Raw genomic sequence first — 24,853 nt, 5'->3', positions numbered from 1 at the left:
GGATCCTTTCTTGATCAACATCCTCTTCAGAGATCATCACTCGACACGGTCCGACGGCTGCAATTATCTACTATGGTGCGTCACCTCCCCGACCGGGGGACCGGCCAGGTTTGGAGTCAGGCAGATGCCACGTTCCGCTGCCGAGGTCGGGTGTCGAGCCTCGGACGCTTCGGATGCTTCGGATGCTTCGGATGCCGAGTTTCAGGACGTGGCCGACGGATCTGTCTCGGGACGTGGGCGACACGTCCGGCTAGATTCCTGTCCTCTTGCGCTCACGTTATCGGGCGTGGGTGAGCCGTTTGGGATCGGCGTGTGGCCTTGTTGCGGGTGTGGGCGGGGGCCACGCTGTCGAGGTGGCGTGGGATCTGTCGTTTGACGGGGTGGTCGGGTCGGTGGTCGAGGCGGTGCCCGAGTTGCGCGAAGCGCTCGCGGAGCACGTCCGGGACAACGACGAGGTCTTGCAGCACGTCTTCTTTGGCTGTGACCTCGTGCCGTTCGTGGTGGCGGCCTGGAAGCAGGGCGACACCGAGTTGGTCGGGCGATGCCTGGAGGTGTTGGAGGCCGCCATGGCGTCGCCGGATCCGCGGACCCGTGAGTTGGTCTCGGTGTCCTTCGTCGAGCAGGTCGGACCGTGGGATCCGGACGTGAAGCCGTTCGTGGCTACATGGCCTGCGGCGTTGGCTGCCGAGGCAGCGTTGTATGGGTGACGGCTGTGGTTGCCCCGCGTCGGGGCGGTTCGGCCTTGCGGGCCTTGAACCGGGCGATGGGGTGGGTGGTGGTGCGGACGACCTCCAGGAGCAACTCGTCGCCGTCGTAGACGCGGAAGGTGGTGTCGGCTTCCTCGACGGTGACGGTCTGGCCGGCGTGGCCGATACCGACCTGGATCTTCTGGTGGGCGATGCAGATGCTGCCGCGGCTGCTAACGCGCCGGTCGACCCGCAACGCCGCAGCGGCCGGCGTGGGTGTGGGTCCGGCGGGCCGGGCGCCGCGCAGTCGGGTGACCTCGGGGTCGCTCAGCGGGTTCGGCAGTGAGCGCAGCAGGGTGCGGTCGGTGTCGAGCAGGTGCAGGACTCCGTGGTCGAAGCGGGCGGTGACCCGCTGGCCGGCGAGGTGGAACCCGACCGGGGTGCTGCCGCCCGGCCAGGCCGATCTGGCCGCAGCCGTTGACGGTCCGTTCGACCTCGATCGCAGTGCCGGGCCGCGCCGGTGCAGGGCCGATCGGGGACGGCCCGGCCAGTCGGCCGCCGTTGGTGAGCAGCTGGTGCAGCTGGGCGAGGCTGAATCGGGACGGCACCGTCTTGAGCCGGATCCCGGCGAGGAGTAGGTGAACGACGGTGGTGTCGGCCCACAGGGTGATCTCGCGTCCGGCGTGGGCGGGGCCGAGCCAGAATTGCTGCCCGCTGACGGTCATGTTGCCCGAGGCCGGAACGGTCCTGGTCACCTCGACCGCGAGATCCGTCGCAGTCATGGCCCGATCGGCGGATCTCATGGGCGATGTCATCGCGGGCGGTGCTGGTAGACGGTTCCGGTCGGCTGTGGTGCTCAGCGACGGTGGCAGCTTCAACGCGAGGCTGTCTTCGGTGTTCGGGCGGAACCGGTCGGCGGGGAAGGCCATGTCCAGTGCCTGGTGCGGCCGGTCGGTGTTGTAGTGGTAGCGGAACCTGTCGATCGCGGCCTGGGCGTCGGCTATCGAGGCGAACGGTGGGTGGTCGTCGAGCAATTCCCGGCGCAGGCTCAGGTGGAACCGCTCTACCTTCCCGGTGGTGGTCGGGCTGCGGGGCTTGGTCAGCCGGTGGGTGATGGCGTTCTCCCGGCAGATCCGATCGAACATCACCTCCCCACCGCCCTGGTTGAACCGTGCCGTGAACTGCTTGCCATTGTCCGTAAGCACCTCATCAGGCACCCCGTATTCACGCAGGGCAGCGATCAGGGCGAGGCAGACGGCCCGGCCGGTCGCCTTAGGGATCACGGCGGCGATGACGCAGAACCGGGAGTGGTCGTCCACCCCGGTGACGACCTTGGCCTCTCGGCCGTCGGTGAGCATCACCCCGCCGACGATGTCCATCTGCCACAGTTCCATCGGCCGGTCGCGTTCCCACCGCAGGTAGTCCTCCCGGCGACGTCGACGCCGTTGCTCGACCAGGCCGTGCCGGACCAGGATCCGGTGCACCGTGATCCGCGACGGGACCGGACCGGGAGACCCCACCCGGTCGAGTTCGAACAGGATCCGGCGGGCACCCCACCGCGGATGGTTCCGGCGCAGCTCACAAACCAGCGCTTCCACCTCGGCCGCGGTCTGACCCGGCGAAGTACGCGGTCGGCTGGACCGGTCCGCCAACCCGGCAAGCCCGTCGTCGCGATAGCGAGCCAACCATTCGTGCACAGTCTGCCGGCACACCCCGAGCCGTTCGGCCACGTCCGTGACCGTCGACCCGGCCCGCACCTCCAGGACGGCCTGATAGCGCTGCTCCACCACGCTGATCTCCACCAACACTCGGCGGAGTGTCGCCCAGGTCCTGATACCAATCTGTCGCCCGGGTCATGAGACCCGACATCGGATGCTTCGGAACCGGTTCAAACTTTCTGTACGTCTTAAATGCGGCCCGAAACGGGCCGCCAACGCCGCCGCCAGGGCGCGTGGCCGTCCCTCCCTTGGTCGGTCGGGCCGTCCACGCTGGCGCCCGTCGGCTGGCGTGGGAAAGCGGCTTCGGGCCGCGGTCGAGCTGCCGCCCCAGGCCGTGGGAGGGTGGCGGTCGTCGGCGACGGGGGCGGCGCCGCGCATTGTGTCCGGGTCGCCCCTCCGAGCTCAAGGGCGCTTCGCGTCGCAAGCGACGGCCTCCGGCCGCCCTTGACCTCGGAGCCTCTGCGCCCCTCGGGCAGGTGGTCAGAGGGCAGGCCGGTGGCCTGCCCTCATCAGGTCGCGCGTCGCCGCCCCCGTCGCCGACTCAGCTCTCCGGGCAATGGCCAAGAGGCTTTGATTCGAGCGTGATTCGATGCCACTCGACGATCGCTGATTTCAGCCACAGGATGGAACACCCGGTCTGTATAGCTAACGCTAGACAGACGACCAAGGTACCGACTCGGTTTGTCCCAGCCATTTTGTCGAGAGCCTATTCGAATACTTCCCCGCGTACGAGAGCGCTCGCAGGATGGTGGTTTCCAAGTAGGACAGTGCCAATGTCAACGCTTGATCAACCTCTTTCCCCATGGGCCATTCCGGTGCATCAAACTTCTTGGGCGGATGAACCAGACCGTTGCGAACATTGAATATGACGTCAGGTCCACGCCAATCGCGTTGCCCTACTCGTGTCTGTCGACCAATCAACGCTTTCTGATCCGGCTGTATCGAAGTCGGGATACGAGCCCATTGCAGCAAAAGCGTCGCGGTGGCCGCCGCCGACAGCCGCCCGAGTGTATCGGCGGTTGCCCAGCCGAAATGCTGAAGCACCGCCCATCCCATGAGCTCCAAACCTGAGCACGCCACCGGTAGCCGCACATCGAGTGGTTGATGTCCCTGCGCTGCCAGCAGGTAGTCGATCGCGCGGAGGACTGCCTTTTCAAGGGTTGGTTTGTCCGCAAGATCAGACAGGCCGCGGGCCAGCATTGGCAATGCCTCGTTGTAGATATTGTCGGGACACCAAGTTCTTCCGGGTTCGCGCGTTGAATAGCGGGGCGCACCCCAAGTCGCCCATACTACTTGACGACTTCCGTCCAAGCCGACGTCGGGCCCGAGGCCGATCTCCTTGCCGGCAGCGAAACTCAACAGAAGGAAGAGTCTCTCGCGAAGGTGTGATACTTCCTCAATTGAGACTGGCAGGCGATCGGGTGTCGCTTGAATGACGAACGCGCTTTCCCGCGCATCAGCCGCCGAATTCACCTCGGCGAGCACAACCTGCCATCCAGGCATAGGGAGGCAAATCTGGCCTTGTGGTCCGTCTTGGGTGTCGACTCTGGGAAGGGGAATCTCGCTTACAGTCCCAATTAGATGAAAGATGACACATTCGATGAGCCCTACATCGCCGGACGAAATGGCAGGCAAGCTGATCGTCAAGCCAGCAGGTGATGTGTCCAACCCATTCTGGCGGCTTGCTGGGCTTCCAGTCGATCGCGGGCTTGGTATCAGCAGCCTCCGATTATCGGCCTCCGAGTAACGCGAAAACATTCGGTCGTTGCCGCGAATCCTGGCTTGAAGCCGAGTTCTTTCGCCAATCGTTAGAATCAAGACGCCCTGAAAGACCTGGGTGTCGTTCTCCACGGTCAGTTCAAAGTCGCCATCATAAAGCGGGACTTCACCGGATTCCGGCAGCTCGTAGATGGGCGTTATCTTGTCCGAGGTCATGGGCCTGTGCGTCACGGAACCAGGATATGCAGTGTGCAAGAGGATCACCAGCACGCCGTCCTGCGAGCCAGGGGCCTCGAAAGGGGACCTGGATGCGTCTGGCGGGTGGCATGATCACCATGTGGAGAGCATTCCGCAGTCGGCTACAAACTTTGTCGCAGTCGAGTTCGTCGGGGGCGGCGACGGGCGGGCCCGCTTCAGGTCTATGCCCAATCCGCGGGGTTCGCCGGTCATGCAGGTCAATGCAGGGTTAGGCCCCGGTCAATCCTTCAAGATCATACCTTGACACGGCATAGGTCACGGAACGAACGTGCCATCTGGATTGATGATCTCGTCCCGGCTGAGAGGGGCAAACGAGGACCATCCAGCGTCGTCGACCGCTACGCACATTCGGATGCGGCCATCGCCGTCGTCAAGGGCAAAGCTGCTGACGCTGTAACTCTTGCCGTCCTCAGCGACCACCTGGCGCAGCTCGCTCTCGTCGATCATGGCTCGCCATTCGTCATAACGCCGGTGACGCCACTCGACCAGGCGGTCTTCGGCTAGCTGGGCCGCGATCTTCTTATTTAAGGCCATCGCTCCCCGTCGGTCGAGCTGCCTCAAAAGCCCCGCTCGTCGCCACCACGGCTGATCGACATGGCGCGAACAGCAACTCTCTGCTCGTAGGGCATCGTACGTGCGCGGCGGCGGGCAGAGTCGATTCCGGAACACACACCTTGGCCTGAGGTGGTCGAGTGCCTATTGTCGTGTGCATGGTAGGCATGCGACTTCATCTCATGGGGGCCGAGGAAATCCGGGTCCGGCTCGGCGGGGTCAGCCGCCAACGGACCTACCAGATCACCATCCGAGGCGACTTCCCGAAGCCCATCGCTGATTTGGCTCAGGGCAAGGTCTGGCTTGCCCAGGATGTGGAAGCGTGGATGAGCGCCCACCGGCGCCCGCTGTCGGAGCCGGATGAGTGACTCGGGCAGCGTGGGCGACGTGCCAGATCCGTGCCAAATGGGCGGCTCGCTGAAGGGGAGTCGCGGGGAGTCACGGGAAGTTGACCTACGTTCGCGCTGGTCAGCATGTCGCAGTTCAGCGATCTTGAGCGAGTGCCCCCTGGCATTGTGGGAGTCGGCTCTGACAGCAACGCTGACAGCAACCGCCCCATACGGCGGCGATCAACAAGGGCCGGCGATGGACGACTCTCCGAGGTCACGGCCACGTACGGACCGCGCCGGACAGGTCGCCCAGAACTTACAAGCGAGGGGTCGTTGGTTCGAAACCAACCGTGCCCACCGTTCCGACCAGCAGCCGAGCAATCCGCAAGATCCAACGGGCGGGCTGTTGACATCACGCAGCAACGTATCACCGCTGTCGCTTCTTTCACTTCATTACCTGGTGAGATGCGTACGGAATCGACGGATGCCCTAGTCGGGTGAGTCCGGGCTGCACGGCAGGGAGGGGCCTCTCGGCCTAGCACCACAGCAGGACATCCTGATCGCGCATGCCGGGGCCAGCTGCGGCCGGTCGATGAGGGTGGTGGCATTCTGTGAACCATGAGGTCCAGGTGCTCCCTTTACGTGGATGTCGGTTACCTGCTCAGTTCCGCGGCCATCCGGGTGACCGGGACGTCGCTGCGCCATGGGGTTCAGGTCGACTATGCGCCGCTGGTCGACGCGCTTGTACAGCAGGCCGAGGGGATGTCGGAGCTGCCATTGCTGCGGGTGCACTGGTACGACGCGGCCAAGGACGGTGTGCCCGACCCCCGGCAGGAGCGCATCGGCGAATTGCCCAAGGTCAAGTTGCGGCTCGGCCGGTTCGGCATGGAGGGACAGCAGAAGGGCGTCGACCTGCGTATCGGGCTTGACCTGGTGACGCACGCGCGCAATGGGGCTGCGGATGTCTTCATCCTCGTCTCGGGCGACGACGATCTGACCGAGGCTGTCGAGGAGGCCCAGGTTCACGGCGTGCAGGTTATCCTGCTCGCCGTTCCGAGCACGGACAACAAGCCGCACGGCATAAGCCGGCATCTGATCCGGGCGGCCGACGGGCTTGAGATCCTGCCCCCGGAGATCGTTGATAGGACAGTAACGAGGGTCGAAATGGTCGCGCTGCCGCCGGCGGTGCCGCAGCCAGCGGCCGGGCAGCCGTTGGCCAAGGCCACGCCCAGGGACCTCGCCGGGCTAGGGCATCCGGCTACGCCGCGTCTGGTGTCGTCCGTGCTCACCTACAGCGCGGCCACCGGCGGCGAGCCGCGGATGGCGCCGGAGTATGAGGACCCCGACAAACTCGCCGAACAGATCGACTCGGTGGTCATCAACGTCCTGACGACATTCCGCAAGTCCGCCACCGAGGAGGCACTGGCGGAACTCAAGGCCGGGAAGCCATCAATCCCACGCGACATCGACAAGGCGTTGCTGGCTGACTTGTCCGACCGTCGTGACGAATTCGACTTAAGTGAACAGGTGCGGCACCAGCTTCGGGCGCAGTTCTGGAGAAAGTATGACGAGGCGCCGTGAGCCTGGGTAGCCAGGTCTGACCGACGACCTCATCTGCGCAAAGGGCGCACCGGCTACGCACAGGTTTCCGGACAGCTAGTGTCGTAGCCGCACGCCGGCCGAGAGTGAGGGGTAATAACCCAGCGATCCTTGTAGCCTGTCGATCGTGAAGTTTGCAACTGGACCACCCAGCAAGTGGCTCGTTACGCTCAACTCTGGCGGGGTGACAGAACTCGCGGCTGATGGCTACACCGAGCAAGACGGCTTTGCACTCTTCTCGGTCTTGGCCGACGTGGATGCTGACGAGCGAAATCAGATCAGGGTTGTGGGCTTTCCGTTCGCCGCGCCAACGGTGGACTTCCTAGTTGCCAAGATCCCAATGAGCGAGGTTGCTGGGATCTCCCGTGGCGGGCCATGGGACACCGCTCTGGGTGACTAACTGAGTGACAACCGGGTGGTACAACGCCGGACAACCACGGACTCCGACGGACCGTTTATGCAGGCCAGTGCAGGGCTAGGCCCCGGTCAAGCATTCAAGATCATACCTTGACACGGAAGAGGTCACTGGTTCGATCCCAGTATCGCCCACGAGCAGTCGTTATCGAGCCGGATGCCCTTTTGGGTGTCCGGTTCGATCTGTCTCGATGGCTTTGACCTGCGGTTATGTGCAGGACATCGACGGTTCGTGTCCAACTATGGTCTCGCCCGTCTGCCTTCCAGCGCGGGTTCACCGCCAGCGGTCAGCGCTACCTCACCCAGCCACCCGGTCAGGGCAGCGGTTGGCTGAGGTAGCGCTGGTGGTGCGGGAGCCGGGGAGCACGCCGATGCGGGCGGAGTACCGGTAGCAGGCGGTCGCGGCGTTGACCTGTTCACGTCTTGTCCAGCTGCCCGTTTTCGGAAAACACTCGCTTGGCCACGGCGATTGCGGACATTGCCCGGGGCCAGCCGGCGTAGAAGGCCAGGTGGACGATCGCCTCGACCAGCTCGGCTTCGGTCAGGCCGTTCTGTTTGGCGAGACGTAGGTGGCTGACGAGCTGTTCGGTGCTGCCGTTGGTCACCAAGGAGGCCACGGTGATCAGCGAGCGGTCCCGGCGGGCCAGCTCGGGGCGGTCCCAGACGTCGCCGAACAGCACTTCGTCGGTCAGTTCGGCGAGCTTGGGTGCAATGTCGCCGACGAGGCGTTGGGCGGTCGAGGGCTCTCCGGTGGTGCTCATCGTTTACTCCAGACGGATGAGTCGGTTTGGCTTGGTGGCGCGTGCCGCCGCCGGCGAGCAGGGACGGCGGCAGCGCGTGTCGTGGCGACTTCAGCGTTCGATCAGCTTCATCTGGTCGTCGGTGTGGTGGCCGCCCTCCGCCGGAGGTAGCGCGGTCAGTGCGGCGACCTGCTTGGACGTGAGCTTGACGGCGTCGGCGGCGGTGTTTTCCTCGACGCGGCTGACCCGTTTTGTGCCGGGAATAGGGACGATGTCGTCGCCTTGAGCGAGGACCCAGGCCAGAGCCACTTGGGCGGGAGTCGCGCCGAGCTGGTCGGCGATCTGCTGCACCTGGTAGGCGATGTGGAGGTTGCGCTGGAAGTTTTCGCCGGTGAAGCGTGGGTGGTTCTTGCGGAAGTCGCTGTCGTCGAGCTTGTCGAGGTCGGCGGGTGTGCGCAGGGCGCCGGTGAGGAAGCCACGGCCGAGCGGGGAGTAGGCGACCAGGCCGATGCCCAGCTCGCGCAGCACGGGCAGCAGATCGTCCTGGTCGCGGGTCCAGATCGAGTATTCCGACTGCACGGCGGTGACCGGGTGTACGGCATGGGCGCGCCGGATGGTGCCGGCCCAGGCTTCGGACAGTCCGACGTAGCGGATCTTTCCTTGCTGGACGAGGTCGGCGAGGGCGCCCGTGGTGTCCTCGATCGGGGTGCCCGGGTCGACGCGATGCTGGTAGTAGAGGTCGATGTGGTCGGTGCCGAGCCGCTTGAGCGAGCCGTCGACGGCGGTGCGGATGCTGTCCGGACTGCTGTCGGGCTGGCCCGCGCCCCGGCCGGTGTGCGAGATCAAGCCGAACTTGGTGGCCAGCACGACCTGGTCGCGGCGACCGTGCAGGGCGCGGCCGACCAGTTCCTCGTTGACGTACGGACCGTAGACCTCGGCGGTGTCGATGAGCGTGACGCCGAGGTCGATGGCCCGGTGGATGGTGCGGACGGACTCGCTGTCGTCGCTGCCGGCGCCGCTGTAACCGTGCGACATGCCCATCGCGCCGAGGCCGATCCGGCCGACGTCGAGGTTGCCGAGTCTCGCGGTAAGCATGATGGTCCTCCGGGTTGATCAGGCTTCGGGGATCGGGCGGCCGAAGGCTTCCAGGGTGATGTCGGCCGGCTCGGGGCCGCCGCGCTTGCCGGTGTCCAGGCCGTCGATCGCGGCGAGCTGCTCGGCGGTGAGCTCGAAGTCGAACACGTCGAAGTTCTCGACGATCCGCGCCGGCTTGGTCGACTTCGGGATGGCCGAGCGTCCCTGCTGCACGTGCCAGCGCAGCATCACCTGGGCCGGGCTCTTGCCGTGCGCCTGCGCGATCTCGCCGAGGACCGGGTCTTCGAGGGTGCTGCGGTGGCCGCTGTCGCGGTAGAAGGTGATGCCGCCGATGGGCGCCCACGCCTGGGTGAGGATGCCGTGCTGCGCGCCGAACGCCTGCACCTCGCGCTGCTGGAAGTACGGGTGGACCTCGATCTGATTGACCGCGGGAACAACGGTGGCGGTGTCGAGCAGCGGGGTGAGGTGGTCGACCATGAAGTTGCTGACGCCGATCGCGCGGACCTTGCCGTCGGCCAGCAGCGTTTCCAGGGCCCGGTAGGCGTCCAGGGTCTTGTCGAACTCCGAGGGCAGCGCCTGGTGCAGAATCAGCAGGTCGATCTGGTCGACGCCGAGCTTCTTGGCGCTCTTGGAGAAACCGTGCAGCGTCTGGTCGTACCCGTAATCGCTGATCCAGACCTTGGTCTCGATGAAGACCTCGTCGCGGTTGCTGCCGGACTTCGCGATGGCCTCGCCGACCTCGCGCTCGTTGCCGTACGCGGCGGCGGTGTCGATGTGCCGGTAACCGGCAGACAGGGCGGCCTCGACGGCGGAGCGGGTCTCGTCCGGCGGGGTCTGGAAGACGCCGAAGCCGATGGCGGGCATCTGCACGCCGTTGTTGAGCGTCAGGTGCGGGATGGTGGGCATGACGGTCCTCTCAGAGTCGAGGGAGCAGGCGGGTCGTGACCGAGGCCGCCGCTTGCTTCCCCACGACGGAGCCCACGATCGCGGGTCCGTAGCGGTCGTACTTGGCGTGGTAGGCGGCGTCGATCGCGCCGTGGACGTCCGCCGCCGGATCGGCGAACAGCACATCGCGTTCCAGACCGTCGACGCGGATGCGGCCCGCACCGCTGCGCCGGGCACGTGCGTACCAGCCGTTGTCCGGGCCGTGCGCCGAGCGGACATAGATCTCGTCACCGGCGCGCACGACCCAGATCGTCACGTACGGGCGCAGCGTGCCGTCCCCGCGCGACGACGTGATCTCAAGTTCCTCGGCACGGCCGATCGTGGACAGCTCCTGGCTCGTCCAGCTCGCTGTCTCAGTCGGGTTTGGCACAATGCCTCCTCGTTTCGGTCATGCCCCGGTTGAGCATGTTCATGCCGGGCGCTCAGCCGGCAAAACGTACGAGCGACTTGGTCGCGCGACGCTCGAGCATCGCGTCGTACGCGTCCTTGACGTCGTCCAGGCCGGTCTCGTAGTCGAAGACCAGGCCGGGGTTGATGCGGCCGCTGAGCACGTCGCCGAGCAGGTCGGGGATGTAGTGGCGAGCCGGGGCGACGCCGCCACGAAGGCCGATGTTGCGGAAGATGACGGTCTGGATCGGCACGACGGTGTCGTGCGGCACGCCGACCGTGCCGACGATCGAGCCGACGCGGGCGACGCCGAAGGCGGTGTTCATGGACTGGGCGGTGCCGACGCATTCCAGCGCGGCGTCGACACCGATCCCGCCGGTCATGTCCATGATCAGTTTGGTGGCGTCGTCGCCGCGCTCGGTTACGATGTCGGTCGCCCCGAACTTGCGGGCCATGGCCTGCCGGACCGGGTTGCGGCTGAGCGCGATGATCCGCTCGGCCCCGAGGCGCTGGGCGGCGATGACCGCGGACAACCCGACCGCGCCGTCGCCGACGACCGCGACGGTATCGCCGGACTTCACTCCGGCGCTGACCGCGGCGTGGTGCCCGGTGCACATGACGTCCGACAGGGCCAGCAACGACTTCATGATGTCGTCGGAATAGTTCCCGGCGGGCACTTTGACGAGCGTGGCGTCGGCGTACGGGACGCGGACGTACTCGCCCTGGCCGCCGTCGACACCGTGGTTGCCGAATGAGCCGCCGTTGATGCAGTTGCCCGTCCACCCCGCGGCGCAGTTGACGCAGGTGCCGTCGCAGAAGGTGAACGGCGCGACGACCAGGTCGCCCGGCCGCAGGGTGGCGACGTCCGCGCCGGTCTGCTCGACGACGCCGATGAACTCGTGGCCGATCGGGCCGAGGGCGTGAGGGTTCTCCCCACGGTAGTACCAGAGATCGGAACCGCAGACGCAGCCGAGCGTGACGCGCACGATCGCGTCGGTGGGGTTGTCGATGCGTGGGTCGGGGCGTTCGCCGACGGTGATGTCGCCGGGTCCGCCGTACAGGGCGGCGCGCATGGCAGTTATGCCTTTCCGTGGTGGTGGCCGTGCAGCGCGAGGCTGGCCGCCGCGATGAACAGCAGCAGGACTACGGCGACGGCCGGACCGGTAAGCGTGGCGGAAGCAATGGCCATGCATCCAGGAAAACTCACACCGGACCGGGGAGGGAGTCACCGCTCAAAGGGGTACCGGCAGGGACCCCCTCAAGCCGTCCAGGCTGCCTAACCTGGGGGCATGGACAACCGCAGCGAGGTCCGCGCGTTCCTCAGCTCCCGCCGGGCCAAGATCAGCCCGGAACAGGCGGGAATCCCCGCCCACGGCAGCCGCCGCGTCGCCGGACTGCGCCGAGGAGAGGTCGCTGCCCTCGCCGGGGTCAGCGTCGAGTACTACACCCGCCTCGAACGCGGCAACCTCGCCGGCGCCTCCGACAGTGTCCTCGAAGCGCTCGCCCGCGCCTTGCAACTCGACGACACCGAGACCGCGCACCTGCACCACCTCGCCCGCGCGGCCGGCAGCACCCCGGCCCGCGCCCGCACGCGGACAAGTGCCCCCGAGATCCGGCCCGCCATCCGCCAAGTCCTGGACTCCATGGTCGGCGTGCCCGCCTTCCTGCGCACGCACCGCTTCGACATCCTCGCCGCCAACCCGCTGGGCCGGGCGCTGTACGCGCCCCTGTTCCACTCCGCGGTCCGGCCGGTGAACTCGATGCGGTTCGCGTTCCTCGACCCGCACGCCCAGGCGTTCTACCCGGACTGGCACAAGGTCGCCCGCGAATCAGTCGGCGCGCTACGCCTGGCCGCCGCCGCGAACCCGTACGACCAGCAACTGATGAATCTGATCGGCGAGCTGTCCATGCACAGCGAACCCTTCCGAGGCTGGTGGGCCGCCCAGGACGTCTACGTGCACCGCCACGGCGTCAAGCGATTCCGCCACCCCGCCATCGGCCTGCTGGAACTCGCCCACGAAGCCCTCGAACTGCCCGGCGACGAAACACCGCTGACCATCGTCACCTACACCGCCGTCCCCGGCACCCCCTCCGGCGACGGCCTCGAACTGCTCGCAAGCTGGGCCGCCACCGACGAAAGCCATCTGCGCGCCACCCAGCAGGCGTGACAAACACCCGTCAACGGACGGGCAAGCCGATGCGACGCAGTCAGGCCGCGACGGTCGGCTCGGCGCTCGGCGACTTCCTCACCGCGGACGGCGAGACCCTCCTCGAGCGGCGCAGCGGAATAGTCCCGTCCGACGGCACTACGGCTGAACACTGAGCCGGACAGGAATGCGTCGTCGCACCGGCGATAGCGTAACGATCGGCCCCTGAGCTGCCTCTTTTCATAGCTGGGAGTCAAACTGACTGTCTATTTCTCCCCAGGCTAGGACGAGCGTTAGCCCCTTCGACACGCTGCGCGAGGCGCCGATCAGATCGCGTTCAAGATCCTGCAGACGCGCGCTCCGCCGGCGGACATCGTGTATCGACGTCGACAGCGCGTTCACCTGGCCACAGCCCTCAACCCAGCAGGCTCCGCCGACCTGCTTGTGCGGGCGAAGACAGCGCCGCTCACGAGCGCATGATCGCCGCAGGGTGGCGTCACAGGAGAACCGTGCACTTGATGTGCTTTGCGGAAGCCAATCACTGCTGTGGTGCCCGGAGATCACCATTCACGGCGGAGACTTTGAGGCCGAGCTGGACATTTGTTCCGTCATAGACGGGAAGATCTATGTCGGTGAGGGCAAGTCCAACAACGGCCTAAGGCCGACAAGAACGTCGAGAAGGCCGCCGGCAAGCTCGTCCACGCCGCACGGATCATGACTGCCGACGTGATTGTGCTCGCCACAAGCCAGGCCAGGTGGGCACGCGGCAACCGCAAGGCAGTCGAGGACAAGCTGGACGAACAGTGGACGACCGGGCCACGCCCCCAGGTCATTGACCTGGTCCATGTTGGCGTCGACCAGTCAGCTGCAGCAGGAGCTGCCAGAGGCTGAAGCACCGGCACGCCGCAGCCGATCCCCGGCGACCGCTGGGCGCAGCCTCCACCCTCGACCGGAACGGTGCCACCTCCGTCGTTCCTGATCAGAACCAGTGAGTCGGTCCAGGTCCGGCACGACACTCCTGGACGCCCTGGCATCCAGCGGCAGCGCCGGTGCCTTCACCTTCGGCGCCGGGAACCACCTTCTACTTCCTCATCGGTTGAACCCCGGTCGTGGGCTGGCGTACCCCACTGTGAGTCCGGCCGGATGGGATCGGCCGCGACGGGCAGCAGATGGGACCTCCCCATCTCGCGGGTACGGCGCACACCGGCTGCCGGCTGTTTCCAGGGCCCCCGCTCGCGGGGAATAGCACGGGTACCGAGGCGTGCCAACGGGTTTATTGTTGGTGCGCGAGCACGAGCGACCTCCTCTCAGGCGCGGCCGGATGGCCGGGATCGTCGCCGGTGTCGCCGCGATCGGCGCGATCGGCGCGATGATGGCCGGTACGGCGTTCGCCACCACAGGATCCGGTGACGCGGCCGCGGGTGACGCATCCGGCAACGCGTCATCCCAGGACTGCGCGGCCCTCCTGCAGCAGTTCGGTGCCACCAGCGCTGACACGTTCGCCAAGAGCGACGCCGCCAGAGCCGCGATCAAGGCCGCGAAGGCAGCCGCGGCGGCACTGCCGCCGCGGCGAACAAGGCCACCAAGAGTAAAAAGAAGAAGAACAAGAACGCGGGTGCCGGCGCCAACGCAGGCGCCGGCGCGACCGCGGGCGCCAACGCCGGCGCCGATCAGAACGCCGCCGAGCAGTGCGCGGCGCAGGGCGCCGGAAATGGCCAGGGCCAGAACGCGGGTCAGGCCAGAACCCGGGCAACGGCAACGCGGGGAACAACGGGCGAGCAGGTCTGCAACGGCTCGGCCGGGTTGGCTGACAACAGTACAGATTGGACCTTCCGGGCCTATGCTGAGGCGCGGGCCCGGATCGTGCTGTCGGCCCGAACGGCGCCGGTAGACCACGACGCATCTGGTGGCGCGGGCTCACGGACACCGGGGCGGCCTCGGCGTGCCGACCGGTGGCGGCGCCGCGATGGCCGCGGTGCTGGTCACGGTGTTCGGGCCGACGCTGTCCGGCTGGCAGACCGAGCTGCTCGCGCAGCCAGCCGTGTGGACGGTGCCGCTCGCGTTCACGGCGATGGTGGCGGGCTCGCTGCTGACCCGCGGCCGGGTACCCGCGGACGTGGGCGCGACGATGCTGGCGGCTACACGCCCCCGGGAGTCGCGTTAAAGAAGCTTTAAGGAACGCTTGCCCAGCGTCATGAACTGCTGCCACATCATTGCTCGTATATCTCGGTGCAAGCAGTACCGAGACGAAGAGGGGCCGTGCATGTATCGACGCGGAGTCAGCAGCCGGACGCGCAAGCTGGTGATTGGAGGTGCCGCCGCAGCGCTGCTCGGCTCGGCGCTCGCGGTCGGCACGGGGATGAGCCAGGCCGCCGAGTCCGGAGCCAGCTCCGGTAACATTAACGCTTTGGTGCCGGCGCTGGGCTTCAGCCCGGGCAATCCGAACGCGACGGCCGACCGCGTGGGCCCGACCGGGGTAAAAGTTCCCGGTCGCTGCCCACCCACTCAAGCCCAAGTGAACGCGCAGGTAGCGCTCAAGAATGCGAGCTTTCCGAGTGGGACGGACCTCGAAAGCCGCATCCAACGTTTTGAAAAAACCTTGTCGGCGATTCAAGACTTGAAATGCCCCGCATCTTCCACGACTTTGCTGGGCCGCTTGAATTCCTTGACCGCGCTGCGCGCAAACGCGAACCGCGATAACATCCTGCGTGGTTTGGGTTTGAACGAAACGCCAGCAGATAAAGCCGCCGCAGGATCCGGTGACGCGGCCGCGAATGGAGCGACGGGGAACGCCGGAGCCAGCTCCGGTAACATTAACGCTTTGGTGCCGGCGCTGGGCTTCAGCCCGGGCAATCCGAACGCGACGGCCGACCGCGTGGGCCCGACCGGGGTAAAAGTTCCCGGTCGCTGCCCACCCACTCAAGCCCAAGTGAACGCGCAGGTAGCGCTCAAGAATGCGAGCTTTCCGAGTGGGACGGACCTCGAAAGCCGCATCCAACGTTTTGAAAAAACCTTGTCGGCGATTCAAGACTTGAAATGCCCCGCATCTTCCACGACTTTGCTGGGCCGCTTGAATTCCTTGACCGCGCTGCGCGCAAACGCGAACCGCGATAACATCCTGCGTGGTTTGGGTTTGAACGAAACGCCAGCGGGATAAAGCCGCGGGGAATGCGGCGCCGTAAACGCGCCAGCGAAACAAGCGGCTCGCAGAGCGGCGCCGCGAACAACGGCAACCTGATCCTTCGCGGATCCTGATCCACCGCACGGAACCGCCTCGCCGGAGGCCCTCGCACCACGGGGGTCTCCGGCGCGTCCGTGTGTGGGCCATGCGCGCGCGGTGATCTTCGGCTACTTCGGCACGCTGACCGACCCCGGCGCAGAGGAGTATCGCGAGCCCCTCGCGCACCGCACCGGCGAGCTGCTCGGCGTCTGCCAGCCGCGTTTCTGGGAGGCGCTGGCCGGGAGCTTCGGCGAGCGCACCATCGGGGTCCACCCTTGGGACGGAGAGCACGCTGAGTGCGGTGGCGCTTTCCTGCGAAGCGAACCCGTCATCCGCCCAGCTCCCCGTCGCGCTCGCGCATCACCGGAGCGGTCATGCCCGCCTCCGCAAGCCGCGGCACCAGGCGCTCGGCGTCCTGGCGGAACTCCGGCGGCGGGGGTTCCGGATCGGCCTGCTGAGCGACTGCGGTGCCGAGCTGGCGGAGTGCTGGAGCCCCACCGCGTTCGTCCCGCTCGTCTTCTCCTGGCAGGAGCGATGCCGCAAGCCCGATCCGCGGCTCCATGCGCCAGTGGCGCGGCGCCTCGCCGTCCACCCTGAGAAGTGCTCGTCACGAACGCGCTGGTACCTGGTCGACCCCGATGACGCGGTCTGCGAGTACACGGTGGACGATCCGGCCGGCCTGCTGCCCCTGGTGGGCAGCGCCGGGCCGGTATAACGGTCGGCATGGCGATCCGCGTGCCTGAACTGCCGTTCCCGCTGAGCTGGTCACCCGCACCGGAGAGCTGGGCCTACAAGGAGGTGTGCTGACCGTCGCCGCCGGCCCGCGCACGGACCTCTTCACCAGCCCTGAGGACGGATCGGTGCGCGCCGAGGCGCCGCTGCTGCTCGGCTCGTACCGGGGTGACTTCCAGTTCTCGGCGCTCGTCGCCCCGGCCTTCGGGGCCGCTTTCGACGCGGGTGCGCTGATCGTCCGGGAGGGCCCGGATCGCTGGCTCAAGCTGGCATTCGATGCGCCACCGGAAGGGGTCCCGATGGTGGTCTCGGTGGTGACCCGCGGATCCTCGCACGACGCGAACGGGGCATGAGCCCAGACCGAGCAGCGGAGGCGGTTCTGCAGCGGCTGAAGGAAGGTGGGCCCACAGCCTTCGACATAACCCGAGAGGCAGACCGCAGCCATGCTATGGACGCCACAATCCGTGCAGGCCTGGACGGCACAGGGTCCCTGTCGAGCCTGGCAGTCAGGCTGACGGTGGTTCCGTCAGCGAGTTCCGCATAGGAGGCAAGGTGGGTGGCCCGAATTGACGGGTGAACGTCGTAGGGTTCAGCACCTAGCGCGTCGGCCCAGGCTTGCACGCCTTCCGTTGGCCGACGGCGCCGTACATCCGCAGAGCCGCACCGATTACGTCACCGTACGGACCCAAATTCCAACAAGGATCGGCAGGTCCAGGCCAGGAGCCGGGTTAGCGCGGCAGCACCGCGCTCCTGGCGGCGTGCCAACTCGCCCGCCTTTGTCGACGGGTGATCGAACATTGTTTGTTTGACGGGTTTCTGACGCACGGCTGGGTCGGGTTAGGGCTGCTCAGGGCCGCGCCCCGGGTTGTTGATCTCCATCTGTTGTGGGTCATTCGTGTTTCCGGACAGCCGGCCCGGATCGGGCCGCAGTGACGCGTCCTGGGGAGGCCGCGTGGCCGGTCGACGGGTGCCGTGGTTCGTGATGGGTTGGACGGTGCTGCGGGTGGGTGTTCGCCTGGCTCGCGGTGGCGTCGTGATGGACTGAGCGAGACCGCCGGGTGACCGGCAAGATCGTGCTCACCATCGGCGGGAGCTGACCGTTTCCTCCGCGCTCCGTCCGAGTTGCGGTACCCGTCGCCCAGCGCTCAGCGCCCGGGTTCCGGCGCCGGCGGCCAGGAACACACTGCCGAGCAGGAGCCACCCGGGTAGCCCGAGTCCGATGGCCGTCGACGTGACGGCGACCGGGGCCACCGCCCGGCCGATGGCCACGCCGGCCTGGCTGACGCCCTGGTAGGCGCCGGAGTTGGCCGGATCGGCCCATTCGAAGGCAAGTTCCCACCCGCCGGTCTCGGAGACGATCTCGCCGAGACTGTGCGCCACGACCGCCGCCACCAGCAACGCGACGGCGAACCCGGCACTGCTCGGGTATCCGGCGGCCGCGTAGCAGAGACAAGCCGCCAGCAGCAGGACCGTACCGTGAAAGACCGCCCGCCCAGCCGATGGCACGTCATTGACCAGCCGGGTTGACCAGACCTGGAGGAACGAGACCAGGCCGGTGTTCAGCAGCAGCAACAACGCGACAGTCACGTCCGGCGCGGCGGTGTGGCCTGTCACCCACAGCGGCATCCCGACGGTGAGCAGCAGGAACTGCACACTCACCACGGCGTGCAGCGCGGTCGCGGTCAGATACCGCCGATCTTCCAGCGGTGACCGGCCGCCCTGAGCCGGCCGCTCACCGCCCACCCCGATGAAAGCGGGCAGAGCCCGCAAGGGCACCAGAGCGACCAAAGTGAGTACGGCCGCCGCCAGCACCGCCGCCAGATAGGCGGACCGGCTGCCCACCGCCAGCGCCACGGCGGCGAATCCGGAGCCGGCCGCGATGGACACGTTGTCCACGACCCGCAGCCAGGCCCGCACCCCGACCCGGTCCGGGCCGGTGAACGCGCGGGCCAGCAGCGCGACGCGCGCGGTCCGCTGCACACTCTCGGCACCGACCGCCACACAGGCGACCAGCACGAACGTGCCGGCGTCGCGGGTCAGGCAGTACGCCGCGAGCGCCCCGCCCTGCGCCGTGGCCGCGACCATCAGCACCCGCCGCGGCCCGAACCGGTCGCAGAGCCGCCCGGACGCGAACGCCGTCACCACTCCCCCGGCCCCAGCGACGGTGAGGCCCACCCCGACGGTCGCCGGGCTGATCCCGGCCACTGTGGTGAAGAACAGCGCGCTGACGCTGAACATCATCCCCTTGGCTGTCGAGGTGGCCATGGTGGCCCAGGTCAGGACTCGTTTCACAGGCACGGGCACAGTTCACCCGCCGCGGGCGAAGGACACGATTGATGTAGCGTCCTGCTTCATGCCTGTGCGATACAGGCTCGTCGGCCCCGACCTGGCGAGCGTCCGGTTCGCCGTCTCGCCCCTCAACGAGCTGGTCCTGTCGCTGCGAAGCTGGCGCGACCCTGGCCGTTTCCCGATCCACCTGCCGTGGATCCGCCGCATGCACCAAACCCGCGACGCCCTCGACACCGAGATGCTGCTGGCCCTCGTCGACGAGCGAACGTGGACCCCCGACTTCCTGACCCCGCAACCACGCTCCCCGCTGACCCGCATCGAGGACGAACTCGCCACGATCGCGGCCACCCCACCCGACGTGGTCCAGCGGGGCCTGCGCCTGCTCTACCGCGCCGACGAGCGCATCCCACCGCCGCTCCGCGAGCCGGACGCGCTCTCCCGCGTGGTCACTGCCCTGGCCGGCTACTGGGACCAATGCTTCGCCCCACACTGGCCCCGGATGCGCGCCCTGCTGGAGGGCGACGTCACGCACCGCGGGCGCGAGATCGCCCAGCACGGCCTGGCCACGATGTTCGCCGGCCTGTCCGACCGAGTCACCATGACCGGCGACACCGTGGAGGTGCGCCTGCACTCCAACGTCCACTACACCCGCCCGACCTCTGGCGGCCTCACCCTGGTCCCGACCATGTGGACCCCGGCAGTGGCAGCCCCCATCTCCCCCGACGAGCCCTCGATGATCATCTATCTGGCCCGGGGTTCCGGCACACTGTGGCAGCCCGAGTCCCTGCCCGCCCCGGGAGCCCTGGCGGCCCTGCTCGGCGCCCACCGGGCCGGCCTGCTCGCCCGCCTGGACGCCCCCGCCTCCTCCACCGAACTCGCGTCCCGTCTGGGCGTCACCACCACCGCGGTGAACCAGCACCTACGTGCTCTGCGCGCAGGCGGGCTCCTGGTCAGCGCCCGCCACGGCCGTTCGGTGCTTTACCGCCGCTCCGATCTGGGCAACCGCCTCCTGGCCGGATCAGGGCATCCGGAGCGATGATCCGGCCGAGAGGCCGATGTCACGACAGGGTCCAGCGCTGGTTGTCGCCGCAAGCTGATGACTCAACCGCCGCAACTGCAAGAGCTCGGCCCACTGGCGGTTATGCGGATCTGCTACAAGACGGCCCCCACCTGCCCACCGATCCGGCATCAACTTTGCCGGACCGTTCGACTGGGGGTGGGAGCAGACTGGGAGCGCCAGCCCGCTCCTAACGGGGCTGAACAGCGCTCAACCACCCTCACTTGCTCAGGACTATGGCAGGGAATCGGCAGGTCGCCGCAGAGTCGCAGGTCAGAGGCAGTCTCGAGCGATCGTTGACACGGAAGAGGTCACTGGTTCGATCCCAGTATCGCCCACGAGTAGTCGTTATCGAACCGGATGCCCGTTTTGGGCACCCGGTTCGATCTGTTTCGATGCTGACGCCGCTTGACCAACTGGCCGCACAAGGATCGTGTTGGGAGCTTGAGGCAACAACACGTCGTTTCGGTTGGGTGCGCGATCGGCGCTGCCCATGCCGCGCGTTCTGACCGGTAGCCCCGTCCGCGGCAGTGAACTCAGCGTCGGTAATGCGGTTTACACGATCCTTACTGCGGATTGACGTTCCTCGACTACTGACCGCATGTACTCATCCGGCCAGGCCGCCCGGGGTGGGTTGGCCGTGAAGCATGTCGAATGACCTTGACAAGGAGAGCATGTGACCACCGCCATTGGTCATAGCAGCAACCATGAGGACACAGTGCACAGGCCAGTTCCGCGCGCTCGGCGGCCCCTGGCCACCGGTCTCGCGGCTCTCGCCGTCGCCGGCCTGACCCTGACCGCCGGCAGTACCCCCGCGACTGCCGCGACCGCCCAGCCCTTCGTCGGGGTACCCGCCGCCGCGGGCAGCGGGCTGACCTCGCTCAGCTACTGGAACGGCGCGGTCACCAGCCCGCGGGCCTACTACGTCGACAACGGCGACGGCGTCCACGAGCTGAAGGTTCCCAGCAGCGGCAGCTGGACGGACCTCGACATCAGTTCGCAGAACGCGGCCATCCAGACTCGGCCCGGATCTCCGCTGGCCTCGCTCCCGCTCTCGAACGAGCGGATCTACTACTTCAGCTCCGATGGGCACCTGCAGGAGCTGGCCGCGGCATTCAACTGGCAGGTCGACACCGACGTCACCCGCGCGAGCGGAGGCGTCGCCGCATCGTCCACCTCGCCGCTTGCTGCCATCTCGGTGAGCGGCAATCCGCGGGTCTACTACATCACCGCCACCGGTCGCATCGAGGAGATGGCCTGGGGGAACGGCTGGCACGCCACCGATGTCACCGCCGGTGGTCCCGCCGCCGCGCCGGGCTCCCGGCTGACCGCAGTCGCCCTCGGCAGCAGCCCGCGTGTCTACTACACCAGCACCGCCGGCCACGTCATCGAACTGTCCTGGGGTGGCGGCTGGCACGCCAACGATGTCAGCGCGTCGACCGGCGCCACTGCCGCCGAGGCCGGCTCGTCACTGTCATCCGTGGTGTTCAACGGCAACCCGCTCGTCTGCTACACCGCTGTGGGCGGCCACGTCCACCAGCTCGCATACAGCGGCGGCTGGCACCACAGCGACGTCACCGGAACGATCGCCGGGGCCGTGCCCGCCGCGCCCCGGGCGTCGCTGACGACGGTCAACGCGTTGGATCGAGGCGTGCGGACCTACTTCACCAGCGCGGACGGCCACGTCCGGGAGCTGATCACCGGTGTGCCGAGGTGGAGCTCCACCGATGTCACCGTCGGCAGCGGGGGTGCGCCCAACCCGAGCGGCGGTGCGTTGACGTCCACCGTGGTCCCGAACCCCAGCTCGCCCTCCCTACCGTCCTGGAACGTCTTCCAGACCACTGCCGCCGGGCACATCCAGCGACTGTATGGCGACACCGGGCACTGGTACGCCCAAGACATCACCGCGCTGTAACCCCGCAGTACGGCGGCACGCCCAATCCTGTTATCCACTCCTGCTTGATCATCACAGCCCTGTGAAGGATGAAATGCGTACACGATTCCTGCCCGTTCGGCGATCAATGGTCGCCGGTCTCGCGGCCTCAGCCGTCGCCGCGCTGGCCCTGACCGCCGGCGGCAGCCCCGCCATCGCCGCGACCGCGTCCCTCTCGGTCGGCGTCCCCGCCTTCGGAGGGGGGTTGACGTCGCTGCTCAATCCCACCGGTGGCGCCCCTCAGACCTACTATGAGGACGGCTACGGCGCCATTCACCAGTTGAACCAGAACTACGGACGCTGGTCGGACATCAATGTCAGCACGCCGAGCGCGGCCATCCAGGCCCGGCCGGGATCCGCGCTGGCGTCGCTCCCGCTCTCGAGCGACCGGGTCTACTACTTCAGCGGTGACGGCCACCTCCAGGAGCTGGCACAGGCCTGGAACTGGCAGACCTCCACCGACGTCACCGTGGCGAGTCGCGGGCTTCCCGCCGTGGCGGGCTCCGGGCTGGCCGCGATCGCGGTCAGTGGCGGAAACCCGCGCGTGTACTACATCAACGCTGCGGGTCATATCGAGGAAATGGCCTGGGGCGGCGGCTGGCACCAGACCGATGTCACCGCCGGCGGAGCGGTGGCTGGCGCCGGATCCAAGCTGACCGCGGTCGCCCTCGGTGGCTCGAGCCCGCGGGTGTACTACACCAGCGCCGCCGGCCACATCATCGAGCTGTCCTGGGGTGGCGGCTGGCACAGCAACGACCTCACCGCGAGGGTCGGTGGAGCCGTCGCCGAGCCGGGATCATCCCTGTCGTCGGTGGTGGCCAACGGAAACCCGGCCGTCTACTACACCAGCGGCGGCGGCCACATCCAGGAACTCGCCTACTCCGGAGGCTGGCACGTCAACGACATCACCGCGAGGACCGGGTCGGTCCCCGCTGCCTCCCGCGCATCGCTGGCAGCGGCCTCCCGGCCACCCACGGGGGGCGTGCGGGTCGGCTACATCAGCGCCGACGGCCATGTCCGTGAACTGCACAACGACGTCGGGGCCGGATGGGTGCCGGCGGATGTCACCAACAGCAGCGCCGGACCTGTCGCCACCCCGCAAGGTGGACTCACCGCGATCTTCGCCTCGAACCCGGATGGCACGTTCCTGCGTTATTACCACACCACTGCCAGCGGCGACGTGGTGGAACTCGCCTGGAACGCCAGCTACTGGTACTCCACCGACATCACCGCGAGGTAATCCCGCGAACATGCGGCACGCCAACGCTGAATAGCTGGCGCACCGCGCCCTGATCCCGGGGATTGCTACTTGATGGGCAGAGGCGTTTGAGCTGGTGCTGCGGCGCGTCCGTACGGGCGTGCCGCAGCACGGCTTGTCCGGTCAACCCGCCGCTGGACTGTCGGCGGTGCCGCCGTGTGTCTGTACGAGCGGGTTCACGGTCCGCTCGTACAGAACCTCGCTGACGCCGTTGGCCAGCGCTGCCTCCTTGAGTATCAGGTCGTGGTCGATGGCGTTGTGTGCGATGACCGACGCCCGGTCGTATCCGATGACCGGCGACAGCGCGGTCACCATCATCACCGACCGCTCGATGGTCTCGGTCGCCAGCGGTGCCCGTCGGCACCGTGGAGTTCGCCCCTCATCACCCGTCCGGTCACCACCGCCGGCGGCGGCACCGCCACGCTCGCCGGCCTGGAGAGCGCCCTGCTGTGCCTGCTCGCCGAGGCCGGGGGCGGGCGCATCCGGGCCGCGCCGGTCAGTCCCCGGCGGGGGTGATGCCGTCGATCGCGACCGGCAAGTGGCGGGGACCGCGAAGCACCGGGTTCTGGCGATACGGCGGCGGGTCGACGACCAGCCTCGGATTGACGAGGCGGCGGGCGAGCTCGGCAAGAGCGATCTGGGTCTCCAGCCGGGCCAGTGGGGCACCGAAGCAGTAATGGATGCCGCCGCCGAAGCCGAGGTGCTGATCAATGTCGCGGGCAAGCCCGAACCGGTCGGAGTCGAAACGGTCCGGGTCGAACCGGTCGGGATCGTGCACGTGGGCGGGGTCGCGGCTGCCGGCGGCGAGGACCAGCACGACCCGGGACCCCTTCGGGATGGTCGTGTCGGCGATCTCGATGTCGTCCAGGGCGCTCCGCCACGGGATGAGGTGCACGGGCGGCTCGTAGCGCAGAAGTTCCTCGACCAGCGGAATGACAAGTTCGGGCTCCTTCCGCAGCCGGTCGAGCACCTCGGGATTGCGCAGCAGGGTGAGCATGCCGTTGGTGATCAGGTTGACCGTCGTCTCGTGCCCGGCGAGCAGCAGCAGGAACGCGGTGCTCAGCAACTGCCCGTCGGTCATGCGGCCATCGGGGCCGTCGTCGGTGGCAAGCGCGGACAGCAGGTCCCGGCCCGGGGACCGGCGGTGGCCGTCGACAAGCCCGGCGAAGTACCGGCCCATCTCCTGCCGCGCGGTCGAGGCCTTGCGCTGCAGCTCGGCCGGATCCGCGGCACCCGGGTCGATGGCGGCCACGAGGGCTTCGACCCAGGGGTGGAAGCGGGGTTCGTCCTCGCGCGGGACGCCGAGCAGTTCGCAGATCACGGTGACCGGGAACGGGTAGGCGACGTGGTCGACGATGTCCACCTCGGTGCGGCCGGCGAGGTCGTCGATCAGCCCGGTGACGATCCGGCGTACGTCCGGGATCATGCCGTCGACCCGGTCGGGGGTGTGCGGCGGGCCGAAATGGCGCATCGCGAGGCGCCGCAGCCGGTCGTGGTCGGGCGGGTCGGTGCGGATGAACGACGGCGGCAGGCCCGGCAGGTCCTCGGATGCGGGAGCGCCCTCGGGCAGTTGGTGTGGGTCGGAGCTGATTCGCGGGTCGTGCAGCAGCTTGACGATCTCGGCGTAGGTGGAGACGACGTAGCTGCCGTCGTCCTGCCGGGCCACCGGTGTCTTGCGCAGCTCGGCGTAGAGCGGATATGGGTTGGCGCGGTTGGCGTAGTCGAGGATCTGCGCGAAGACGCTCGGTGGTGCGGTCGTGACCATGATGGCGGGC

The 24,853-nt window shown here is 67.6% G+C and carries 21 protein-coding genes and 2 pseudogenes; 12 read left to right on the top strand and 11 right to left on the bottom strand.

Annotation, left to right across the window (positions count from 1 at the left end; genetic code table 11):
* The first annotated feature begins 353 nt into the window (after positions 1-353).
* Entirely contained in the window at positions 354-707 is a 354-nt protein-coding gene (locus ACMCNN_RS08035; protein ID WP_412745542.1) for a hypothetical protein, read from the top strand.
* On the opposite strand, the pseudogene ACMCNN_RS08030 reads toward ACMCNN_RS08035, so the two are convergent.
* The 3 genes and pseudogenes from ACMCNN_RS08030 to ACMCNN_RS08020 form a co-directional block, all read right to left on the bottom strand.
* Positions 661-2,482, bottom strand: a pseudogene (locus ACMCNN_RS08030) (IS481 family transposase). The gene ACMCNN_RS08035 and the pseudogene ACMCNN_RS08030 sit on opposite strands and share 47 nt — an antisense overlap.
* 573 nt (positions 2,483-3,055) lie before the next feature.
* Complete coding sequence (locus ACMCNN_RS08025) at positions 3,056-4,354, bottom strand: hypothetical protein (RefSeq protein ID WP_412745541.1); 1,299 nt, start codon at positions 4,352-4,354, stop codon at positions 3,056-3,058.
* A gap of 282 nt (positions 4,355-4,636) precedes the next feature.
* The gene (locus ACMCNN_RS08020; RefSeq protein WP_412747097.1) at positions 4,637-4,915 is read right to left on the bottom strand and encodes a hypothetical protein; all 279 of its coding nucleotides are present in this window, start codon (positions 4,913-4,915) and stop codon (positions 4,637-4,639) included.
* Positions 4,916-5,100: 185 nt separating this feature from the next.
* On the opposite strand from ACMCNN_RS08020, the gene ACMCNN_RS08015 reads away from it, so the two are divergent.
* The 3 genes from ACMCNN_RS08015 (at position 5,101) to ACMCNN_RS08005 (ending at position 7,261) form a co-directional block, all read left to right on the top strand.
* Entirely contained in the window at positions 5,101-5,301 is a 201-nt protein-coding gene (locus tag ACMCNN_RS08015) for a DNA-binding protein (RefSeq protein WP_412745540.1), read from the top strand.
* A 603-nt stretch (positions 5,302-5,904) separates the two neighbouring features.
* Positions 5,905-6,843: an NYN domain-containing protein gene (locus tag ACMCNN_RS08010; protein ID WP_412745539.1), complete on the top strand. Its 939-nt coding sequence runs from the start codon at positions 5,905-5,907 to the stop codon at positions 6,841-6,843.
* A gap of 145 nt (positions 6,844-6,988) precedes the next feature.
* Entirely contained in the window at positions 6,989-7,261 is a 273-nt protein-coding gene (locus ACMCNN_RS08005) for a hypothetical protein (RefSeq protein ID WP_412745538.1), read from the top strand.
* A 430-nt stretch (positions 7,262-7,691) separates the two neighbouring features.
* Here ACMCNN_RS08005 and ACMCNN_RS08000 read toward each other — a convergent pair whose 3' ends face one another.
* The 5 genes from ACMCNN_RS08000 to ACMCNN_RS07980 form a co-directional block, all read right to left on the bottom strand.
* The gene (locus tag ACMCNN_RS08000; protein ID WP_412745537.1) at positions 7,692-8,036 is read right to left on the bottom strand and encodes a carboxymuconolactone decarboxylase family protein; all 345 of its coding nucleotides are present in this window, start codon (positions 8,034-8,036) and stop codon (positions 7,692-7,694) included.
* A 90-nt stretch (positions 8,037-8,126) separates the two neighbouring features.
* Positions 8,127-9,110: an aldo/keto reductase gene (locus ACMCNN_RS07995; RefSeq protein WP_412745536.1), complete on the bottom strand. Its 984-nt coding sequence runs from the start codon at positions 9,108-9,110 to the stop codon at positions 8,127-8,129.
* An 18-nt stretch (positions 9,111-9,128) separates the two neighbouring features.
* Positions 9,129-10,016 carry an aldo/keto reductase gene (locus ACMCNN_RS07990; RefSeq protein WP_412745535.1) on the bottom strand — a complete coding sequence of 296 codons (888 nt, stop codon included), beginning with the start codon at positions 10,014-10,016 and terminating at the stop codon, positions 9,129-9,131.
* Positions 10,017-10,026: 10 nt separating this feature from the next.
* Complete coding sequence (locus ACMCNN_RS07985; RefSeq protein WP_412745534.1) at positions 10,027-10,425, bottom strand: DUF2255 family protein; 399 nt, start codon at positions 10,423-10,425, stop codon at positions 10,027-10,029.
* Between the two features lie 52 nt (positions 10,426-10,477).
* Complete coding sequence (locus ACMCNN_RS07980; RefSeq protein WP_412745533.1) at positions 10,478-11,515, bottom strand: zinc-dependent alcohol dehydrogenase family protein; 1,038 nt, start codon at positions 11,513-11,515, stop codon at positions 10,478-10,480.
* A 216-nt stretch (positions 11,516-11,731) separates the two neighbouring features.
* Here ACMCNN_RS07980 and ACMCNN_RS07975 point away from each other — a divergent pair, with 216 nt between their 5' ends.
* The 5 genes and pseudogenes from ACMCNN_RS07975 (at position 11,732) to ACMCNN_RS07955 (ending at position 16,894) form a co-directional block, all read left to right on the top strand.
* Positions 11,732-12,610 (top strand): helix-turn-helix transcriptional regulator, encoded by an 879-nt coding sequence (locus ACMCNN_RS07975; RefSeq protein WP_412745532.1) that lies wholly within the window; start codon positions 11,732-11,734, stop codon positions 12,608-12,610.
* 1,880 nt (positions 12,611-14,490) lie between these two features.
* Positions 14,491-14,787, top strand: a pseudogene (locus ACMCNN_RS07970) (hypothetical protein); the annotation flags it as partial.
* A gap of 65 nt (positions 14,788-14,852) precedes the next feature.
* Positions 14,853-15,746 carry a hypothetical protein gene (locus tag ACMCNN_RS07965; RefSeq protein WP_412745531.1) on the top strand — a complete coding sequence of 298 codons (894 nt, stop codon included), beginning with the start codon at positions 14,853-14,855 and terminating at the stop codon, positions 15,744-15,746.
* Between the two features lie 364 nt (positions 15,747-16,110).
* Positions 16,111-16,524 (top strand): hypothetical protein, encoded by a 414-nt coding sequence (locus tag ACMCNN_RS07960; protein WP_412745530.1) that lies wholly within the window; start codon positions 16,111-16,113, stop codon positions 16,522-16,524.
* An 85-nt stretch (positions 16,525-16,609) separates the two neighbouring features.
* Positions 16,610-16,894, top strand: a complete 285-nt coding sequence (locus tag ACMCNN_RS07955; RefSeq protein WP_412745529.1) for a DUF1349 domain-containing protein — start codon at positions 16,610-16,612, stop codon at positions 16,892-16,894.
* 724 nt (positions 16,895-17,618) lie between these two features.
* Here ACMCNN_RS07955 and ACMCNN_RS07950 read toward each other — a convergent pair.
* The gene (locus tag ACMCNN_RS07950; RefSeq protein ID WP_412745528.1) at positions 17,619-18,839 is read right to left on the bottom strand and encodes an MFS transporter; all 1,221 of its coding nucleotides are present in this window, start codon (positions 18,837-18,839) and stop codon (positions 17,619-17,621) included.
* 55 nt (positions 18,840-18,894) lie between these two features.
* Here ACMCNN_RS07950 and ACMCNN_RS07945 point away from each other — a divergent pair, with 55 nt between their 5' ends.
* From ACMCNN_RS07945 to ACMCNN_RS07935, 3 genes are all read left to right on the top strand, one after another.
* Positions 18,895-19,869, top strand: coding sequence for a helix-turn-helix domain-containing protein (locus tag ACMCNN_RS07945; protein WP_412745527.1), 975 nt, complete (start codon positions 18,895-18,897; stop codon positions 19,867-19,869).
* Between the two features lie 736 nt (positions 19,870-20,605).
* Positions 20,606-21,802, top strand: a complete 1,197-nt coding sequence (locus ACMCNN_RS07940; RefSeq protein WP_412745526.1) for a hypothetical protein — start codon at positions 20,606-20,608, stop codon at positions 21,800-21,802.
* A 73-nt stretch (positions 21,803-21,875) separates the two neighbouring features.
* Positions 21,876-23,060 (top strand): hypothetical protein, encoded by a 1,185-nt coding sequence (locus ACMCNN_RS07935; RefSeq protein WP_412745525.1) that lies wholly within the window; start codon positions 21,876-21,878, stop codon positions 23,058-23,060.
* A gap of 141 nt (positions 23,061-23,201) precedes the next feature.
* On the opposite strand, the gene ACMCNN_RS07930 is transcribed toward ACMCNN_RS07935, so the two are convergent.
* A complete protein-coding gene (locus ACMCNN_RS07930) occupies positions 23,202-23,396 on the bottom strand; it encodes a hypothetical protein (protein WP_412747096.1) in 195 nt (64 codons plus the stop codon).
* A 178-nt stretch (positions 23,397-23,574) separates the two neighbouring features.
* Positions 23,575-24,843, bottom strand: a complete 1,269-nt coding sequence (locus ACMCNN_RS07925) for a cytochrome P450 (protein WP_412745524.1) — start codon at positions 24,841-24,843, stop codon at positions 23,575-23,577.
* Positions 24,844-24,853 lie beyond the last annotated feature (10 nt).

This window comes from Krasilnikovia sp. MM14-A1004, from assembly GCF_047159485.1.
Lineage (GTDB): Bacteria > Actinomycetota > Actinomycetes > Mycobacteriales > Micromonosporaceae > Actinoplanes.
Note: the sequence above shows the minus strand (reverse complement) of the source record. Positions and strands in the feature narration are given on the sequence as shown.

Bases quoted from the DNA above. Each gene is read 5' to 3' on its own strand.
- ACMCNN_RS08020 (WP_412747097.1), bottom strand. From the start codon at position 4,915: ATGGCCTTAAATAAGAAGATCGCGGCCCAGCTAGCCGAAGACCGCCTG.
- ACMCNN_RS08015 (WP_412745540.1), top strand. From the start codon at position 5,101: ATGCGACTTCATCTCATGGGGGCCGAGGAAATCCGGGTCCGGCTCGGC.
- ACMCNN_RS08000 (WP_412745537.1), bottom strand. From the start codon at position 8,036: ATGAGCACCACCGGAGAGCCCTCGACCGCCCAACGCCTCGTCGGCGAC.
- ACMCNN_RS07995 (WP_412745536.1), bottom strand. From the start codon at position 9,110: ATGCTTACCGCGAGACTCGGCAACCTCGACGTCGGCCGGATCGGCCTC.
- ACMCNN_RS07990 (WP_412745535.1), bottom strand. From the start codon at position 10,016: ATGCCCACCATCCCGCACCTGACGCTCAACAACGGCGTGCAGATGCCC.
- ACMCNN_RS07980 (WP_412745533.1), bottom strand. From the start codon at position 11,515: ATGCGCGCCGCCCTGTACGGCGGACCCGGCGACATCACCGTCGGCGAA.
- ACMCNN_RS07975 (WP_412745532.1), top strand. From the start codon at position 11,732: ATGGACAACCGCAGCGAGGTCCGCGCGTTCCTCAGCTCCCGCCGGGCC.
- ACMCNN_RS07965 (WP_412745531.1), top strand. From the start codon at position 14,853: ATGTATCGACGCGGAGTCAGCAGCCGGACGCGCAAGCTGGTGATTGGA.
- ACMCNN_RS07945 (WP_412745527.1), top strand. From the start codon at position 18,895: ATGCCTGTGCGATACAGGCTCGTCGGCCCCGACCTGGCGAGCGTCCGG.
- ACMCNN_RS07935 (WP_412745525.1), top strand. From the start codon at position 21,876: ATGCGTACACGATTCCTGCCCGTTCGGCGATCAATGGTCGCCGGTCTC.
- ACMCNN_RS07930 (WP_412747096.1), bottom strand. From the start codon at position 23,396: ATGATGGTGACCGCGCTGTCGCCGGTCATCGGATACGACCGGGCGTCG.
- ACMCNN_RS07925 (WP_412745524.1), bottom strand. From the start codon at position 24,843: ATGGTCACGACCGCACCACCGAGCGTCTTCGCGCAGATCCTCGACTAC.